Source organism: Mesorhizobium marinum (assembly GCF_040813675.1).
Lineage (GTDB): Bacteria > Pseudomonadota > Alphaproteobacteria > Rhizobiales > Rhizobiaceae > Mesorhizobium_K > Mesorhizobium_K marinum.
This window is the reverse complement of sequence record NZ_JBFOCI010000002.1, coordinates 836,558-852,629: the sequence shown is the minus strand read 5'-3', so window position 1 is coordinate 852,629 and position 16,072 is coordinate 836,558. Positions and strand designations below refer to the sequence as shown.

Here is a 16,072-nt window from a genome sequence, read left to right as displayed (position 1 = left end):
CAATGACCGAAACCATACTCACCAACGCAAGGATCGTGCTCGTCGATGAGGTCGTGCCGGGCACGCTTGTCATCCGCGACGGCAAGATCGCCGACATTGCCGGAGGCGTGACCCGCGCCGGCGAGGACATGGAGGGCGATTTCGTCATTCCGGGCCTGGTCGAGCTGCATACCGACCATCTCGAGGGCCACTATGCGCCGCGCCCGAAGGTGCGCTGGAACCCCATCGCCTCCGTGCTGGCGCATGACGCCCAGGTGGCGACCGCCGGCATCACGACCGTGTTCGACGCCCTGCGCGTCGGAATGGACTTCGAGGCCGACCTGACGATGGAAGACATGCGCCGGCTCGCCGACGCCATCGAGGACAGCGTTCGCGAAAACCGCGTGCGCGCCGACCACTTCGTCCACCTGCGCTGTGAGGTCTCCGCCCCGGACTGCCTCGAGGCCTTCGCGCTGTTCGACGGCGACGACCGCGTGAAGATGGCGTCGCTGATGGACCACGCGCCGGGACAGCGCCAGTTCGCCAGCCTCGACGCCTATGCGATGTACTACATGGGCAAGCTCAAGATGTCGGAGGAGGCGTTCCGTGCCTATTGCGACAAGCGCATCGCACAGTCGCAAGAGAACTCCGCGCCGAACCGGATCGCCATCTCGCAGGCCTGCCGCGAGCGCGGCATCGTTCTTGCCAGCCATGACGACGCCACCGTCGAGCATGTCTCGGAAGCCATCGAGCAGGGCATTCGCGTCGCCGAGTTCCCGACCACGCAGGAAGCCGCCGCTGCGTCGAAGAATGCCGGGCTCGGCGTCCTGATGGGCGCCCCCAACGTCATGCGCGGCGGCTCCCATTCGGGCAACGTCTCGGCCAGGCAACTGGCCTCCGAGGGGCTGCTCGACATCCTGTCGTCCGACTACATTCCCTTCAGCCTCATCCAGTCGGCCTTCTTCATCGGCGAAGCCGTCGACAGCATCTCGCTTCCTGCGGCCGTCGCCATGGTGTCGAAGAACCCGGCCGAGGCGGTTGGCCTGACCGACCGGGGCGTCATCGAGCCTGGCCGGCGCGCCGATCTGGTGCGCGTCCGTGTCGATGACCACGTGCCCGTCGTGCGCACCGTCTGGCGCGAGGGACGCCGCGTCGCATGATGGCGTCCGCCTTCCTCGAGCGCGAAGCGGACGGGTCGCAGCCGATCCGCAACGGCGCCTTCGTCGCCATCGTCGGCCCGTCCGGCGCCGGCAAAGACACGCTGATCGCGCATGCACGCTCCGCGCTTGCGGACGAACCCCAGGTGGAGTTCGTGCGCCGCGTCATCACGCGGCCATGCGACGGCCAGACCGAAGTACACGATACGCTGGCCGACGACGCCTTCGTCGCGGCGCAGGCGAAAGGCGCGTTCGCGCTTGCCTGGGAGGCGCACGGACTGCGCTACGGACTGCCGGCGAGCGTCGATCGGGCGATCGACAACGGCCAGGTGGCGGTTGCCAACGTCTCGCGCGGCGCGCTGCCGGCGCTGCGCCGTCGCTACGCCAACGTCGCCGTGGTCGAGGTCACCGCCGATCCCGAAATCCTCGCGGCACGGCTCGCCGGCCGCGGCCGGGAATCACATGGCGAGATCCTCTCTCGCCTGGCCAGGACGGCCACCTGCGACACCACCGGCCCGGCCGTCGCGCTCGACAATAGCGGCGCGAAAGAGATCGCCGGCGACCGTCTGGTCGCGATCATCCGCAAGGCGATGGCGTTCGCGGACATGTCAGGCGCGGTCTGACACCCAATCGTAAGCGTCTGATTACGCTCCAAGCCAAACGACATGGTTGTCCCAGACGTGTTCGGCGTCCTTTGACACGCGCCCGGCCGGATCGACGATTTCGCCCGTTCCCGTCGTCGTCATGAAGCCAACGCCGTCCGGCGCGACGCCGCAGACCTCGGTGAGCCGCCGTGTCGCCACCACCTTGGCGGAAGCCGTTTCGATCACGGCGCACAGGTTGCCCTGCGGCGACGTGACGGCGATCGTGCCGGCCCGGCGGTTGGCCGCCACCGAACCGATGTAGTTGCGGAAGCCGGACAGGACGCCCGGCGGCAACGCGATCAATTCGAGTTCCTTGCCACGCGCCGCGCGGCCGACCAGCGCGGGACGCTCGTTGGACGGCCCCTCGTGCTGGCAGCCGAACCAGACGGCACCCTTGTCGTCGACGTCCATGTGGCGGATCGAGAGCTGATGGAGGTCGGGAGCAAGTTCGTACTTCTCGACCAGCGATCCGCTTTCGCGGTCGATCAGCACATAGGATGGTTTCATGGTTGTCAGGTTGAGCTTCGCCCTGCCGAAGTCGGGATGCGTTTCGATGCCGCCATTGGCCACCGCGATCGTCCGCCCGTCGCCAAGCAGCAGCAGTTCGTGGGGCCCGATCCCATGGGTCGGGAACTCGCCGACGCGTGCGAAACCGGAGGTCGCGTCGTAGACGCCGATCATGCCGGCCGCATTTTCGAAGTCGTTTTCGGTCGCATAGAGCAGCGCGCCGTCGGGCGAAAACACGCCGTGGCCGAAGAAGTGACGTCCGGGCGCGCTGGCGATCGTCTGCGGGGCTGAGCGGCCGCCATGATCCAGGACCACGAAGAAAGTACCGGGCTGGCGCGCGAAGACCGCCGACCGCCCGGATACCGGGTCGAAGGCGATGTCGTGGCCGCGCTCCGGCAATTCAACGTCCAGAAGAACTTTGCCGGCTTCCGACAGGACGGCGGCGCCATAGGCGCCGTCGCGGCGGCGATAGGCGGTGGCGAACACCGCATCGGCGGCCAGCGCCTCGGCGCGCGCGCCGGCGCCGAGCGACGACAGGAACGCCGCTCCGGCGGCCTTCAGGAAATCGCGGCGGTCGAGGAGCCCGGAGCGCTTGCCGATCATATCAGTCTCCATCCAGCGAGGAGAAGCCGGCGGTCAGGCCAAGCGCCCCCGACATGCGGGTTGCGAAGATGTCGGAAAGGCTCGACGTCACGAGGCCGAGATAGGCAAGCCTGGCGCGCCGGTCGCCATCGGCCAGGACGTCGGCAAGCGGCCCGGACGCGCCGGCGGCCGCGGTCGCAGCGTTGGAGAACTCAAACAGGGCTTCCCCGCCGATCCACGCCTGGTCGTCGGGAAGCGCGCCGGCGAGCCTCGACGCCTCGAGCAGGGCGCGCATGCCGTCGAGGTTTCCGGCAAGGGAATCGACCGTCTTGCCGGACCGCCAGAACAATGCCTGCCTGGGCTTGTCGCCACCCGGCTCCGCGCCAAGAAAGCCGCCGAGCCGCACGTCGCGCACCAGCTCGGTGCCGGTGACGAACACCTCCATAAGTTCGGTCACGGCCTCCGTTCCGTCGCGATAAAGAGGGTTTTCGTCCGAAGGCGTGGCCCATGTCCGGGCAAACCCGTCAGGGTCGGCCCAGGCTTCATCCAGTTCGGCGGCGATCGTCGCCAGATTTCCGGAGATCGACGTTCCATAGGCGCAGCGATAGGCGTCGCCTGCGGCGAGCGCTTCGGATCCGGTTCCATAGAGCACGAATTCGAGCGCGCCCAGGCCCTGCATCGCGACGCTCTTTCCGGCAAGCGTCGTGGCGTCTGTCGCCGAGGCATCCCGGTTGGCGAGCGCGGCCTGAACCTGCTTCAGCCCGGTTCCCTTTCGGTCGGGCCAGAACAGCATCCGTTCCAGGCGATTGTGCTCGGTCACCGGGCCGAAGCGGATGATCTCGATGCGCGACCAGGCATCGACGACCTGACCGAAGGACGCTCGCGCCGCAACCAGTGCAGCCTCGGAGGGTGCGGCGCAGAGCGCGTCCCCGGCTTGCGACAGGTTTACGGTCGCCATGCGCAATGCATGGTAGCCGGGCCGGATGAACCCTTCGATCGCATCGCCGACGATCCCGGAGGCGGTTGCCGCCCACGCCGGGGTCGCGGCAATCCACGCGGCGAGGACGATGTCCACCCGCAGGCGGAGGACCAAACGGACAGGGGGCGACGGTTGCGGCATCACAGCGACTCCAGAAACGCGATCAGCGCCGCACGATCGGCGGCCGGCAGCGCGGCGAAGCCGTCGCGGGCGGTCTCGGCCTCGCCGCCGTGCCAGAGGATCGCCTCCGCCAGGTTGCGGGCGCGCCCGTCGTGCAGGAAGAAGGTGTGCCCGCTGACGCGCTGCGTGAGCCCGATGCCCCACAGCGGCGGCGTGCGCCACTCCCTGCCGCCGGCATCGCCCACCTGCTGGCCGTCGGCGAGCCCTTCGCCCATGTCGTGCAGCAGGAAATCGGAATAGGGCCAGATCAGCTGGAAGGCCTGCGCCTTGTTGGGGGCGTCGCGCCGGGTCACGAACTTCGGCGTATGGCATGATGCGCAACCCAGACCATAGAAGGTCTGCTTTCCGCGGAGCACGATAGGCTCGCCGACATCGCGCCGGGCCGGCACGGCGAGGTTCTGCGAGTAGAAGGTGACAAGGTCGAGGACCGGGTCGGGGGCCTCGCTGTCGCCGAGCCGCTCCTGCACGCCCACCGGCATGGCGAGGCAGGCGGCCTGCGCTTCGGTGCAATCGCCCCACGGCTTGTTGACGTCTGGATTGGAGATGCCGATGTCGCCGACGAACGCCTCGGCCGATTGCTGCCGGATCGACCCGATGGATGCCTTCCATCCGAAGCGCCCCAACTGCAGTTCCCGGCTTCGCCCGTCGCGCACGACCGACGCCCGGCCCGAGATTCCGTCGCCGTCCGCATCATCGGGATCGGCGCGGGCGAGTATGTCGGCAGGGTGGATCTGCTCGACGAGGCCGAGCCCGATCATCTGCGGGGTCGCGCGCGGCGACAGCGTGGTCCGCGGATCGAGCGCCCCATAGGCGGGATCGGCGACCGCGTAGGACGGCTTGCGCAAGGAAACCGTGGCGCCGTCGGCCAGCGTCACCGGCTCTTCCTGGTAGCTGATCGACATACGGCCCTCGCCGGCGAGCCCGGGCACCGCAAAATCCTGCAACTGCCCGCCATAGACGGCATCGGGGAAATTCAAGACGGCGCGGTCGGCCACCAGATAGCGCTCCGCCGCGGTGTCCGCCGCGCGGGCAAGGCGCAGGAACATCGAGGTCGCATCGGCGGCGCCTTCCGGCGGATGGCCGCGCCCGTCCTTGAGGTGGCAACTCTGGCAGGCGCGCGCGTTGAACAGTGGGCCGAGCCCGTCAGAGGCCTGAGTCGACGACGGCGACGATACCCAGAGTTTCCGAAACAGCGCGTTGCCGAGCTTGAACGTCCCCTCCTCCTCGAAAGTGAGGTTGGCGGAACTCTGCGAGAACGCGTCCTGGTTTGGCCGCTTCCTCGACGTGCCGGCGCCGCCCTGCATCAGCTCGAACGGCTCGGGTTTGGAAAAGTCGTCGGTCGGCCTGGTGATCGCTTCGACGCGCGCGCGGTCGTGCGGCGTCAGGTCGTCACGCGTTGCGGCGAGACCAGCGCGATCGTCGCCGAGAGCCCCCGGGGCAACGGCAAGGAGGCCCAGCACCGCGCCGATAAGCGCAGCAGCACGAGCGGCATGCGGCGCGCGACGGGGAGAGGCTATGGCGCGCCGCACGATGCCATGGTCCTAGTGTTCCGAGCCCTCGGCAGCGTCGGCGGAATCGGCGTTGAGCTGGCCGTACTTGGCTTCGCCGAGCGACTTGAGCAGCTCGAGTTGAGTCTCGAGGAAGTCGATGTGCCCTTCTTCGTCGGCCAGAAGCTCCTCGAACAGCTTCATGCTCACATAGTCGCCGGCGTCGTGGCAGATTTCGCGGGACTTCTTGTAGGCGGTGCGGGCGTCGTATTCGCCGGCGAGGTCCGATTCCAGCACTTCCTTGACGTTCTGCCCGATGCGCAGGGGCGCGACCGACTGCAGGTTCGGATGGCCCTCGAGGAAGATGATGCGCGCGACCAGCCGGTCGGCATGGTGCATTTCCTCGATCGATTCAGCGCGTTCCTTCTTGGCCAGCTTCGTGTAGCCCCAGTCTTCCAGCAACCGGTAGTGAACCCAGTACTGGTTGACGGCTCCGAGCTCCAGGAACAGAGCTTCGTTAAGCCGCTCGATTACCTTCTTGTCGCCTTTCATGGCCTCTGCTCCCGAATTCGGACCGCAATCCGCGCACGCGATCCAGGTGTGAAACGACGTCCTCCCCGCCCGCTCCCGCGTGGGAGTGATAGTGTTCGGTGACCCGAATGATCGTTTCCACCACATTTGGGAAACAGCCGCAACAGCGGCCCCGCTTCTGCAGCGTGTGGTAAACCTTCGCCGGCACAATCAGGGTCCAGGGATCGCGCTCGAGAAGCTGGATGATCGCCTCCTCGATCTCCCTTTCCGTGATCACGTTGCAGTGACAGACAAGCATCCGAATTCCTGGGCTGGCTGGCAGCGCGGCAACCGCGCCGGCTGGCTGAAAACGTCGCGCCTACTGGAAGACCTGATCGGGCGAATCCAGGCTGTCGGAGCCTTCGAAGGCGATCGCGTCGAGCTTCAGCGCGGCGACGGCACGCTCGATCGACCGGGTCTGGTCGACGAGAGCGTCGATGGCCGCCTGCACGGCGGCGTTGCCTTCGGCATTGCCTTCAGCGATCTGCTGGTCGTAGGCCTCGCCGCCTTCGGCCCGCGCCTGGATCGCCTCCAACGCCGCCACCGTCGCGTCTAGCTTGCCCGACAGCTCGGCGTCGATCGCCTTGTCGGTCGCCTGAACGAGGTCGGAAACGGAGGGGCCTTCGACCTTCGAGCCGTCGATGCGCGTGTAGCTGCCCGAATAGACATTGCGGATGCCGACCGCATCGTAGAGATGCGAGACGTGCGTGTTGTCGGAGAAGCAGTCGTGCTCCTCCTCCGGGTCGTGCAGCAGAAGCCCGAGCTTCATGCGCTCGCCGGCAAGTTCGCCGTAGGACAGCGAACCCATGCCTGTCAGGATGGTGGAAAGGCCGGCCGTGGCATCGCGGTCCAGGAGTTCCTTGCGGGCCGCGCCGCCGACGCCCCAGTTCGCGACCATTTCCTCGAGGTCCGCGACCAGCAGTTCGGTGGCCGCCGCCAGATATTCTCCGCGGCGCCCGCAATTTCCGCCGGTGCAGTCGTCCTTGTCGAAATCGGTATGGGGGCGGTCGCCCGCGCCCGGGCCGGTGCCGTTCAGGTCCTGCCCCCAGAGCAGGAACTCGATCGCATGATAGCCGGTCGCCACATTCGCCTCGATGCCGCCGGCCTCCTGCAGCGTACCGGAGAGAAACGCCGGCGTTATGGCCGAGGCGTCGACCGCCTGTCCGTTGATCTGGATCGAAGGATTGGCGATGACATTGGCCGTGTAGAGCTTGTTTTCGTCGGATTCGACGCCGTAGGCCGGATCGACATAGTCGATCAGTCCCTCGTCCAGCGGCCAGGCGTTCACGCGCCCTTCCCAGTCGTCGACAATGGCGTTGCCGAAGCGATAGACCTCCGTCTGCTGATACGGGATGCGCGCGGCCTTCCAGGCGTCGCGCGCGGCGGCAAGCGTCTGTTCCGAAGGGTTGGCAACCAGCGTGTCGGTCGCCTCGTCGAGCGCCCTTGCCGTCGCCAGCGCGTCCTCGTAGCCGGCGAGCGCGATGTCGGCGTAGGTGGCGAGCACCGCGGCGGGATCGGTGTCGGCCGCCGCCGGCGAAACGGCCGCGATCGCAAACGCGCCTGCAGCCAGCGCTCTCTTCAGGCCATAGGATCGGCTCATCGTCATCTCCTCGTGCAGGCCCGGTCGGGCGTGCAGGTTCGCAGTCGGCAGGATCGGGGGATTCGGCGGCTTCGGCTGCGCCCGACCACGCGGGCCTCCGCGCCCACGCGCGGAACCGAAAATGACCACCAGAAAGCCTCCAATCGAAAGGGTTCAAGGCCCAGACATCAAAGGGTCGCCATCGCAAAGGCATCGGCCTGATACGCCCGCGCGCTGGGCCGAGTCAACAAATTTTCCTATAAAACGCTGTCTAATCAATAATTTAGAACTATTCTAAACTAGAATGGTCATGTTTATCGAGATCCCTTCGGCTTGACAGCCCTGCGTGGCGGATGCGACCCCAGCGCGTCTTTTCGCGCCGCTCCCGGGACAGCCCGGCTCCGCGGCGCAATGGTAGCCCTGTGTGAGAGCATGAAGAACGGCGTCGTCATCATCGGAGCAGGACACGGCGGCGTGCAGGCGGCGGCAAGCCTGCGCGAAGAAGGCTATGACGGACGCATCGTCCTGATCGGCGACGAGGCCGAGCTGCCCTACCACAAGCCGCCGCTCTCGAAGACCTTCATCAAGGATCCAGCCGCGCAGCCGCAGATCCTGCGCGCCGAGGCGTTTTTCGCCGGCGCATCCATCGAGCTGGCGCTTGGCGAGCGCGTTGCGAGCCTCGACCCGGCGGCCGGACGCGTGACGCTTGCCTCGGGAACCGACCTGCCCTTCGACAAGGCGGTGCTGGCCACCGGCTCGCGGCCGCGCACCCTGACGTTCGAAGGCGGACCGCTCGGCGGGGTCCTGTCGCTGCGCTCCATCGCCGACGCGCGCCTGATCCGCGACCTGGCAGCGCAAGTCGAGGACGTCGTCGTCCTCGGCGGCGGCTTCATCGGCCTCGAGATCGCCGCAACCCTTGCGGCGGGCGGACGCAACGTGACGGTCGTCGAGGCGCAGGATCGGCTGCTCGCGCGCGCCGTGGCGCCGGCGATCTCCGCCCATGTGGCGCAGCGGCTTTCCGAGGCCGGCGTACGAATACTCCTGCAGACGATGGTCGGGCAGCTCGAAGGCGAGAACGGCCATGTCAGCGCCGTGGTCACCTCCACCGGAGAGCGCGTCGCCGCAAGAATGCTCATCGTCGGCATCGGCGTGACGCCCAGTACGGAGCTGGCGGAGGCCGCGGGGATAACGATCGCCAACGGCATCCGGGTCGACCAGCAGATGCGGAGCTCGGCTCCCGACGTGCTCGCCATCGGCGACTGCGCCAGCTACCGTCACTGGCTGACCGGCGAAGACGTCCGCCTGGAATCGGTGCAGAACGCGACCGACCAGGCCAGGCTGGCCGCCAGGACGATCACCGGACATGCGGATGCCTATTCGGCTGTTCCCTGGTTCTGGTCGGACATCGGCGACATGAAGCTGCAGATGGTGGGCCTGACCGCCAGAAGCGACAGCCAGGTCGTATCCGGCGAGCCGGCAGACAACAGGTTCTCCGTGTTCCACTTCCGGGGCGGACGGCTGGCTGGCATCGAATCGGTGAACCGCCCGGCCGACCATATGCTCGGCCGCAAGATGATGGGGGCGGGCTTCTCGCCCGACGCCAAGTCGGTCGCCGAGGGCGCCGATGCACTCAAGGCCGCCTTCGCCGACTGGCAGTCCGCGCCCGCATGACGCGGCCGTCAACCCCGTCTTAAAGTCTTGCCGGCATGCTTGCGCCATGGCTTTGGCGCTTCCAAAACTGAGATGGCTGCTGATCGGCGCGGTCGCGGCCGGCGTATGGGTCCTGCGCGAGGACATGAAGGGTCCGAGACCGCCGGAAACCGTTCCAGCGTCCAGGAGCGAGCGCAGCGCGGCGGCGAAACCAAAACCCGCAACTTCTGCGCAGCCGAAGCGATCCAAGGTCGAGGCAGCGAAACCCGTCCCGCCAGAACCGGTCGGCGCCAGGCATGCGGATCGAAAGGTCGCCGCTGCGCGGGTCGAACCGAAGCCGCCGACGCTCGTCCTGCCGCAAACCGTCGCCCGCCCTCCGGAGAAGCCCCAGGACTTCGTCACCGCGTCGATCGGCCGGCCGGGCAAGCCCGTATTCGTGCAGACGACCGGAAAGGTGCACATGCGCGCCCAGGCAAGACCGGATGCCGTGGTCATCACGACGCTTACGCCCCGCACGGTCCTGCGCGAGGTCGCGCAATCCGGCCCCTGGCGGCTGGTGGTCGGCGACGGCCGCAAGGGATGGGTACACGTCGACTACCTGGCGAAGCCGCCGTTCGCGCCGCGCCGGCCCAAGCTGCCGCTTGAGGGCATCAGCGCGACCAAGGCCTCGGCCGGCGCGAAGCCAGCCACATAGCGGACCGCGGCACAGCAACGATTTCTTGAGCCGATTGGCCTAAAACGCCTTGAAGGTCAGCGTCGTCAGCGACCGCACGATGCCGGGCACATTGGCGACATGCTCGTTGATGAACTTGCCGATGTCGTCCTCGGTGTCGATATAGATCTTCATGAGAAGGTCGTACTCGCCGCTGGTCGAATAGAGTTCGGAGACGATTTCGCGCTCGAACAGTTCGCCGGCGACTTCATAGGTCTTGCCGGGCTGGCACTGGAGCTGCACGAAAACGGCTCTCATCGCGGTCTTTCCATTGTCGACGCGGGCCGCATTGCGGTTGCGCCGGTTTCCTCAGCGGCGGCCGGTTGCATCCGGCGCCTTCATGCCAGTCGATAACCCTTTCGCCCGTTCGGATCAATCCGCCAGCAGTTCGCGGGTCAAGGCGTGATCAGGATCGGTCAGCCCGTCGATGACGTTCATGTGGTGGCGGTCGGCCTCCTCGACGCAGGCAGTCGCCGCGCCCACCCCGACCCAGGCATGCGCCAGGAGCTTGCTCTGGCGGATGAATTCGGACCGTTCGCCGCCGCCGACCCAGCAGGTCACGCGCGCGCCCTCGACCGGCTGGAGGAAGAGCGGGCTTTGCGCCATCGCCTCGGCATGGTCGATCCTCAGCGTTTCGTTCATGGCCGTGCGCATCAACGGCCTGAGGTCGTGCAGGCCCGAGATGGAAACGATGTTGCGAAGCCTGTCGCGCACCGCCGCCGACAGGGGCGCGTCGGTGCAGGCGAGCCGCGTCACCAGATGGCCGCCAGCCGAGTGGCCGGCGAGGTGGATCGGTCCATCGACCATGCCGGCGATGCTGTTCGCCGCGGCGGCGACTTCGGCAACGATGCCCGATATGCGGATCTCAGGGCAGAGCGTATAGGTCGGCATGGCCACGGCGTAGCCGCGCGCGACCGGCCCGCCGGCCAGATGCGACCAGGCGCTCTGGTCGAAGCGCATCCAGTAGCCGCCATGGATGAAGATCACCAGCCCGGCCGGGGCGCCCTCGGGCAGGAAGAGGTCGAAGCGGTGGCGTTCGCCATCGCCATAGGCGAGGTCGACACGCGCACGGCCGGCGGCGACACGCTCGTCGCGATAGGCCTTGGCAGGACCGATCCAGGCATCGGGCCAGCGGTCTCCGCGCGCGATGTTCGCGCCATTGGCGTAGGCGTCGTCCCAGTCGGTGATACGGTGATGATACATTCAAGGCCTCCGCAGGTGCCGCTTCTTAGCCGCCGCGGCCGGACCTGTCACCAGACGAGGCGACGGCTGGCAATGGCGACCCGACCGTCATAGCATCGGCGCAATGCCATGATGCCTTGCCCCGCAGCGGGCGCTTGGATATTCTTGGCATTAAAATAATGTTCCGCTGATGCAAATCAGGATGTCCGGGCAAGGAACGCCATGCTGCACGTTCGTTATCCCGACGTAATCCCCGGCCCGCCACGGCCGAGCGCTATCATCACGCCGGGCCGGCTGTCGCTGCCACCGGGCACCGAACGCCATACGGTCCAGGGCGGCGGAGCGCTGCTCGTCGACGTCGAGGCGGGCGATGTGGTGACGCTGATCAATGCCGAGGGCGGGCAGGCCTGCGAGCTCGTGGCCTTCGACCAACAGGGCCGCAGCGACGCGACGATGCTGGGCGCGCCCGGCAACAGCAACGCTGCCGGGTTGAAGGCGCTCCTGCTTTCGGGCGAACAGAGCCTTGCGCAGTTCCGGCGCAAGATCGAGCGGCGCGGGCTCGACCTTGCCGGCGCGCAAGGCCTGCGCATCTTCGACATGGCGACGCCGGCGGGGACCGAGCAGAGCTTTACCGTCCAGCGGACGGGCGTGCTGATCGCAGCCGCGCCCGGCGGGCCGATGTCGCTCGAGGCGCAGGACACGGTGACCCCGCTGACGCTGACGATCCGCCGCGCTGCGATGAAGCCGGCGCGACGGTTCGAACTGCCCGACCCGCTCGCCGATCCGGTGCTGGACAGGCGGATAAGGTCAGCGACCGCGGAGGCCTACTTCGTCAAGGCCGGCGACTACATCCAGATCATCGACGTCGACGGCCGCCAGTGCACCGACTTCCAGTGCTTTTCGGCGCGCAAGCTGGACAAGGGCAAGGACCATCCACTCGACGTGACGACGACGCGCACGCTGATGGGGTCGAGCTATCCGATGCCGGGCCTGCACTCGAAATACTATGACCAGGACATGGAGCCGCTGGTCGAGGTGGTGCAGGACACCTGCGGCCGCCATGACGCGTTCGCGCTGGCCTGCGCGGCGAAATATTACGACGACATCGGCTATCCCGGCCACGCCAACTGCTCGACCAACTTCAACAATGCGCTGGCCGAGCACGGCGTGAACGCCCGCGCCGGCTGGATGGCGGTGAACTTCTTCTTCAACACCGCGATCGATGCGCACGGGCTGGTTGTTTCCGACGAGCCGTGGTCGCGGCCGGGCGACTACGTGCTGCTGCGGGCGCTGACCGACATCGTGTGCGTGTCCTCGGCATGCCCCGACGATACCACGCCGGCCAATGGCTGGGACCTCACCGACATCCATGTCCGCACCTACAGCGGGGCGGAAAAGTTCACGAGAGCGATCGCCAGAAGAATGAGCCCAGACGCCGAGCCCGTCATGACCCGCGAGACCGCCTTCCATTCGCGCTTCGCCCAGCACACGCGCGACTTCATCGAATACAAGGGCTATTGGCTTGCCAATTCCTTCGCCAAGGCCGGGCCGATCGAGGAATATTGGGCCTGCCGCGAGAAGGCGGTGGTGATGGACCTCTCGCCGCTCCGCAAGTTCGAAGTCACCGGACCGGACTCCGAAGCGCTCCTTCAATATGTGCTGACGCGCGACGTGAAGAAGCTCGGCGTCGGCCAGGTCGTCTATTCGGCCATGTGCTACGAACATGGCGGCATGATCGACGACGGCACGTTGCTCAGGCTCGGGCGCGACAATTTCCGCTGGATCGGCGGTGACGATTTTGGCGGCGCCTGGCTGCGCCAGCAGGCTGACGAACTCGGCCTGAAAGTCATGGTGCGCTCCTCGACCGACCAGTTGCACAACATCGCGGTGCAGGGCCCGAAGAGCCGCGACATCCTGAAGGAGATCGTCTGGACACCGCCGGTGCAGCCGGCGATCGGGGAACTCGAATGGTTCCGCTTCGCGGTCGGCCGGATCGGCGACGCGCAGGGCGTGCCGATCGTCGTCTCGCGCACCGGCTATACCGGCGAACTCGGCTACGAGATCTTCTGCCATCCGCGCGATGCGGAGACGGTGTTCGACGCGGTCTGGCAGGCCGGCCAGCCGCATGGGCTGAAGCCGATGGGCATGGCCGCGCTCGACATGGTGCGCATCGAGGCCGGGCTGATCTTCGCCAACTACGAGTTCTCCGACGAGACCGACCCGTTCGAGGCGGGCATCGGCTTCACCGTGCCGTTGAAAAGCAAGCAGGACGACTTTATCGGGCGCGCGGCGCTCATTCGACGCAAGGAGACCCCGGCCCGAAAGCTGGTCGGGCTGGAGATCGACGGCAACGTCAATGTCGGGCATGGCGACTGCGTGCATGTCGGACGCCCGCAGATCGGCGTCGTTACCTCGTCGATGCGCTCGCCAGTGCTCGGCAAGAACATCGCGCTCGCCCGCGTCGACGTCGCCCATGCGGAGATCGGCACGGCAGTCGAGATCGGCAAGCTCGACGGCCACCAGAAGCGCCTGCCCGCAACGATCGTCGCCTTCCCGCACTACGATCCGAAGAAGACCAAGCCGCGTTCGTGACTACTTGCGGGCGGCAAACACCCGGAAGCCGCCCTCGCTGCGCAGTTCCCTGACATCTTTGAACGCGTCCTTCAGGGGCTGCGCGTAAGGCAGCCCCCGGTTCGCCACCATCAGGAGCTGGCCGCCCGGCTTGAGCGCCAAGGCCGCCGCCTTGATCATCGCCTGGCCGATGCCGGGTTCGGACGCGCGTCCCTGGTGGAAGGGCGGGTTCATGACGATCAGGTCGTATCGTCGCTCCACCTTTTCGCTGGCCAGATCACACCAGAAGAAGTCGAAGGCGGGACGGGCGGCTAAAGCGTTGAGGTTGGCTTCGGCTGCCTGCAGCGATGCGCGGTCGGCTTCGTAGAGGTCGATCGAAGCCAGCCCGGCGGTATGCGCGGCGAGCTCCGCTGCGAGATAGCCCCAGCCCGAGCAGAAGTCAGCGGCGGCGCCCTTGGCCGCATCCGGCAGGCATTGTGCGAGGAGCCGCGAGCCCGCATCGACGCGGTCATGCGAGAACATGCCGGGCGCGGTCCGGAACCGGCCGTCGACCAGCGTCGGCGCAGGACGAAGCGCGACCAGCGCGGACGGGTCGTCCGGCCGCCGGAACCAGAATACGACGCCATGGTGCTTCGGCAGCGCGCCCTCGACGTCGACCAGCTTCGCCACCCGCTTGCGCAGGCTGCCAATGCCGTCGTCGGTGCTTCCGGCAACGACGATCAGCCCTCCGGGAACGGTGCTCTCGACCGCTTCGGCGATGCGGCCCTCGTTCTGCCCGCGATGCCGGCCGGCGAGCACGAGCGCCAGGTCGTAGCCGTCGCCTTCGACCTCATGCGTCACCCGGTGTCCGGCAGCTTCCAGCCCGAGGACATGCGGCCTAAAACCCTGTACCAGCGCCAATTGCGCGCCAAAACCTTCGGGCAGACGGAAACCCGGTTCGGCGCCCAGGAACAACGCCCGGGTGCCCTGACGCGGCAGGGCGAGGTCCCCTGTCTCGAAGGGGTGGAAGAGGGTGGCGAGCGGGCCTGGCTTCATCGGCGCTGAAGTCCTTCAAGGCTCGGAAGCGCCGGGGCGACGCTGTCCGGCCAAAATTCGGTCGACGCATACTGGCTTATCGCCCCCCTGGCGATGGCGCAGCGCTATCGCGGCGACCCGATGTAGACTGACTGGCGAACGGAGGGAACCATCATGTGGCGCGACCGTCGAATTCTCGACCTGTTCAGCATCGACCATCCGATCCTGCTGGCGCCGATGGCCGGGCCCGTTCTCTCCGACATGGCGATAGCCGTCGCCCGCGCCGGCGGACTGGGGGCGCTGCCGTCCGCCCTGCTCAGCCACGAGCAGACGCGTGCCGAAATGGCGAAAATCCGCGCCGCCACCGAGGCGCCGATCAACATGAACTTCTTCTGCCATGTTCCGCCCGCCTATGACGAAGGCCGGGAAGCGGCGTGGCGGGAGACGCTGAAACCCTACTATTCGGAACTCGGTGTCGATCCGGCGGAACCGATCCCGGTGTCGAACAGAACGCCCTTCGACGAGGCGCTTTGCCAGACCGTCGAGGAACTGCGGCCCGAGGTGGTCAGCTTCCACTTCGGCCTGCCGCCGGCGCCGCTCGTCGCCCGCGTGAAGGCCTCGGGCGCGAAGGTTATCGCATCGGCCACCACGGTGCGCGAGGCGATCTGGCTGGAAGAACGTGGCTGCGACGCGGTGATCGCGCAAGGCTTCGAAGCCGGCGGCCATCGCGGCATCTTCCTTTCAGAGCATGCGGACCAGCAGGTCGGGACGATGGCGCTGGTGCCACAGGTGGCCGACGCGGTGAACGTCCCGGTCATCGCCGCCGGCGGCATCGCCGACGGACGCGGCATCGCCGCCGCGCTGGCGCTCGGCGCATCCGCTGCGCAGATCGGAACGGCCTATTTGTTCTGCCCGGAGGCAAAGCTCGTCGCGCCGCATCGCGCAGCGCTGAAGGTTGCCTGGGACGACGACACGGTGCTGACGCGCGTCTTCACCGGCCGCCCGGCGCGCGGCATTGCCAACCGCGTCATCCGCGAGGTCGGCGCGATGTCCGACCTGCCGCCGCAATTCCCGCTGGCCGGCGGCGCGCTGATGCCGCTCCGGGGCAAGGCGGAGCCGGCCGGTTCGGGCGACTTCACGCCCATGTGGTCCGGACAGGCAATGCGGCTCGGTCGCGAAATGCCGGCAGCCGAACTGACGCGGACGCTGGTCGCCGAGACGCAGGAGCGGCTGCGGCAGATCGCCTGACCCACCATCCAACGCAAAGCGGGCGCGGCTT

At 67.3% G+C, this 16,072-nt stretch carries 15 protein-coding genes; 6 read left to right on the top strand and 9 right to left on the bottom strand.

All coding sequences use genetic code 11. The features are described from left to right. The first annotated feature begins 2 nt into the window (after positions 1 to 2). Positions 3 to 1,139: an alpha-D-ribose 1-methylphosphonate 5-triphosphate diphosphatase gene (locus ABUE31_RS09715; protein WP_437344096.1), complete on the top strand. Its 1,137-nt coding sequence runs from the start codon at positions 3 to 5 to the stop codon at positions 1,137 to 1,139. Further along, on the top strand, positions 1,136 to 1,759 hold the full coding sequence (gene phnN / locus ABUE31_RS09710) for a phosphonate metabolism protein/1,5-bisphosphokinase (PRPP-forming) PhnN (protein WP_367723332.1): 624 nt from the start codon (positions 1,136 to 1,138) through the stop codon (positions 1,757 to 1,759). The genes ABUE31_RS09715 and phnN overlap by 4 nt, the downstream gene beginning before the upstream one ends. 21 nt (positions 1,760 to 1,780) lie before the next feature. Here the strand turns inward: phnN and ABUE31_RS09705 are convergent, their stop codons facing one another. The 6 genes from ABUE31_RS09705 to ABUE31_RS09680 all read right to left on the bottom strand — a co-directional run bounded on the left by ABUE31_RS09705 (position 1,781) and on the right by ABUE31_RS09680 (position 7,685). Beyond that, the gene (locus ABUE31_RS09705) at positions 1,781 to 2,890 is read right to left on the bottom strand and encodes a DUF1513 domain-containing protein (protein WP_367723331.1); all 1,110 of its coding nucleotides are present in this window, start codon (positions 2,888 to 2,890) and stop codon (positions 1,781 to 1,783) included. Between the two features lies 1 nt (position 2,891). Then, positions 2,892 to 3,989, bottom strand: a complete 1,098-nt coding sequence (locus ABUE31_RS09700; RefSeq protein WP_367723330.1) for an imelysin family protein — start codon at positions 3,987 to 3,989, stop codon at positions 2,892 to 2,894. Continuing rightward, positions 3,989 to 5,497, bottom strand: a complete 1,509-nt coding sequence (locus ABUE31_RS09695) for a di-heme oxidoreductase family protein (protein WP_437344107.1) — start codon at positions 5,495 to 5,497, stop codon at positions 3,989 to 3,991. Before ABUE31_RS09695 ends, ABUE31_RS09700 begins: the two co-directional genes overlap by 1 nt. Before the next feature lie 72 nt (positions 5,498 to 5,569). Further along, entirely contained in the window at positions 5,570 to 6,067 is a 498-nt protein-coding gene (bfr, locus tag ABUE31_RS09690) for a bacterioferritin (RefSeq protein WP_367723329.1), read from the bottom strand. Then, complete coding sequence (locus tag ABUE31_RS09685) at positions 6,033 to 6,344, bottom strand: (2Fe-2S)-binding protein (protein ID WP_367723328.1); 312 nt, start codon at positions 6,342 to 6,344, stop codon at positions 6,033 to 6,035. The genes bfr and ABUE31_RS09685 overlap by 35 nt, the downstream gene beginning before the upstream one ends. Positions 6,345 to 6,404: 60 nt before the next feature. Further along, complete coding sequence (locus ABUE31_RS09680; protein ID WP_367723327.1) at positions 6,405 to 7,685, bottom strand: imelysin family protein; 1,281 nt, start codon at positions 7,683 to 7,685, stop codon at positions 6,405 to 6,407. A gap of 411 nt (positions 7,686 to 8,096) precedes the next feature. Here ABUE31_RS09680 and ABUE31_RS09675 point away from each other — a divergent pair, with 411 nt between their 5' ends. Both ABUE31_RS09675 and ABUE31_RS09670 read left to right on the top strand, forming a co-directional pair. Beyond that, complete coding sequence (locus tag ABUE31_RS09675) at positions 8,097 to 9,335, top strand: NAD(P)/FAD-dependent oxidoreductase (RefSeq protein WP_367723326.1); 1,239 nt, start codon at positions 8,097 to 8,099, stop codon at positions 9,333 to 9,335. Between the two features lie 46 nt (positions 9,336 to 9,381). After that, the gene (locus tag ABUE31_RS09670) at positions 9,382 to 10,008 is read left to right on the top strand and encodes an SH3 domain-containing protein (protein WP_367723325.1); all 627 of its coding nucleotides are present in this window, start codon (positions 9,382 to 9,384) and stop codon (positions 10,006 to 10,008) included. 39 nt (positions 10,009 to 10,047) lie between these two features. On the opposite strand, the gene ABUE31_RS09665 is transcribed toward ABUE31_RS09670, so the two are convergent. Continuing rightward, positions 10,048 to 10,284 carry an Lrp/AsnC ligand binding domain-containing protein gene (locus ABUE31_RS09665; protein ID WP_367723323.1) on the bottom strand — a complete coding sequence of 79 codons (237 nt, stop codon included), beginning with the start codon at positions 10,282 to 10,284 and terminating at the stop codon, positions 10,048 to 10,050. A 114-nt stretch (positions 10,285 to 10,398) separates the two neighbouring features. Further along, on the bottom strand, positions 10,399 to 11,229 hold the full coding sequence (locus ABUE31_RS09660) for a hormone-sensitive lipase (RefSeq protein WP_367723321.1): 831 nt from the start codon (positions 11,227 to 11,229) through the stop codon (positions 10,399 to 10,401). A gap of 201 nt (positions 11,230 to 11,430) precedes the next feature. Here ABUE31_RS09660 and ABUE31_RS09655 point away from each other — a divergent pair, with 201 nt between their 5' ends. Then, positions 11,431 to 13,800 carry a trimethylamine N-oxide demethylase gene (locus ABUE31_RS09655; protein ID WP_367723320.1) on the top strand — a complete coding sequence of 790 codons (2,370 nt, stop codon included), beginning with the start codon at positions 11,431 to 11,433 and terminating at the stop codon, positions 13,798 to 13,800. On the opposite strand, the gene ABUE31_RS09650 is transcribed toward ABUE31_RS09655, so the two are convergent. After that, positions 13,801 to 14,814, bottom strand: a complete 1,014-nt coding sequence (locus tag ABUE31_RS09650; protein WP_367723319.1) for a class I SAM-dependent methyltransferase — start codon at positions 14,812 to 14,814, stop codon at positions 13,801 to 13,803. Between the two features lie 153 nt (positions 14,815 to 14,967). Here ABUE31_RS09650 and ABUE31_RS09645 point away from each other — a divergent pair, with 153 nt between their 5' ends. Further along, positions 14,968 to 16,041: an NAD(P)H-dependent flavin oxidoreductase gene (locus tag ABUE31_RS09645; protein WP_367723318.1), complete on the top strand. Its 1,074-nt coding sequence runs from the start codon at positions 14,968 to 14,970 to the stop codon at positions 16,039 to 16,041. Positions 16,042 to 16,072: the final 31 nt, after the last annotated feature.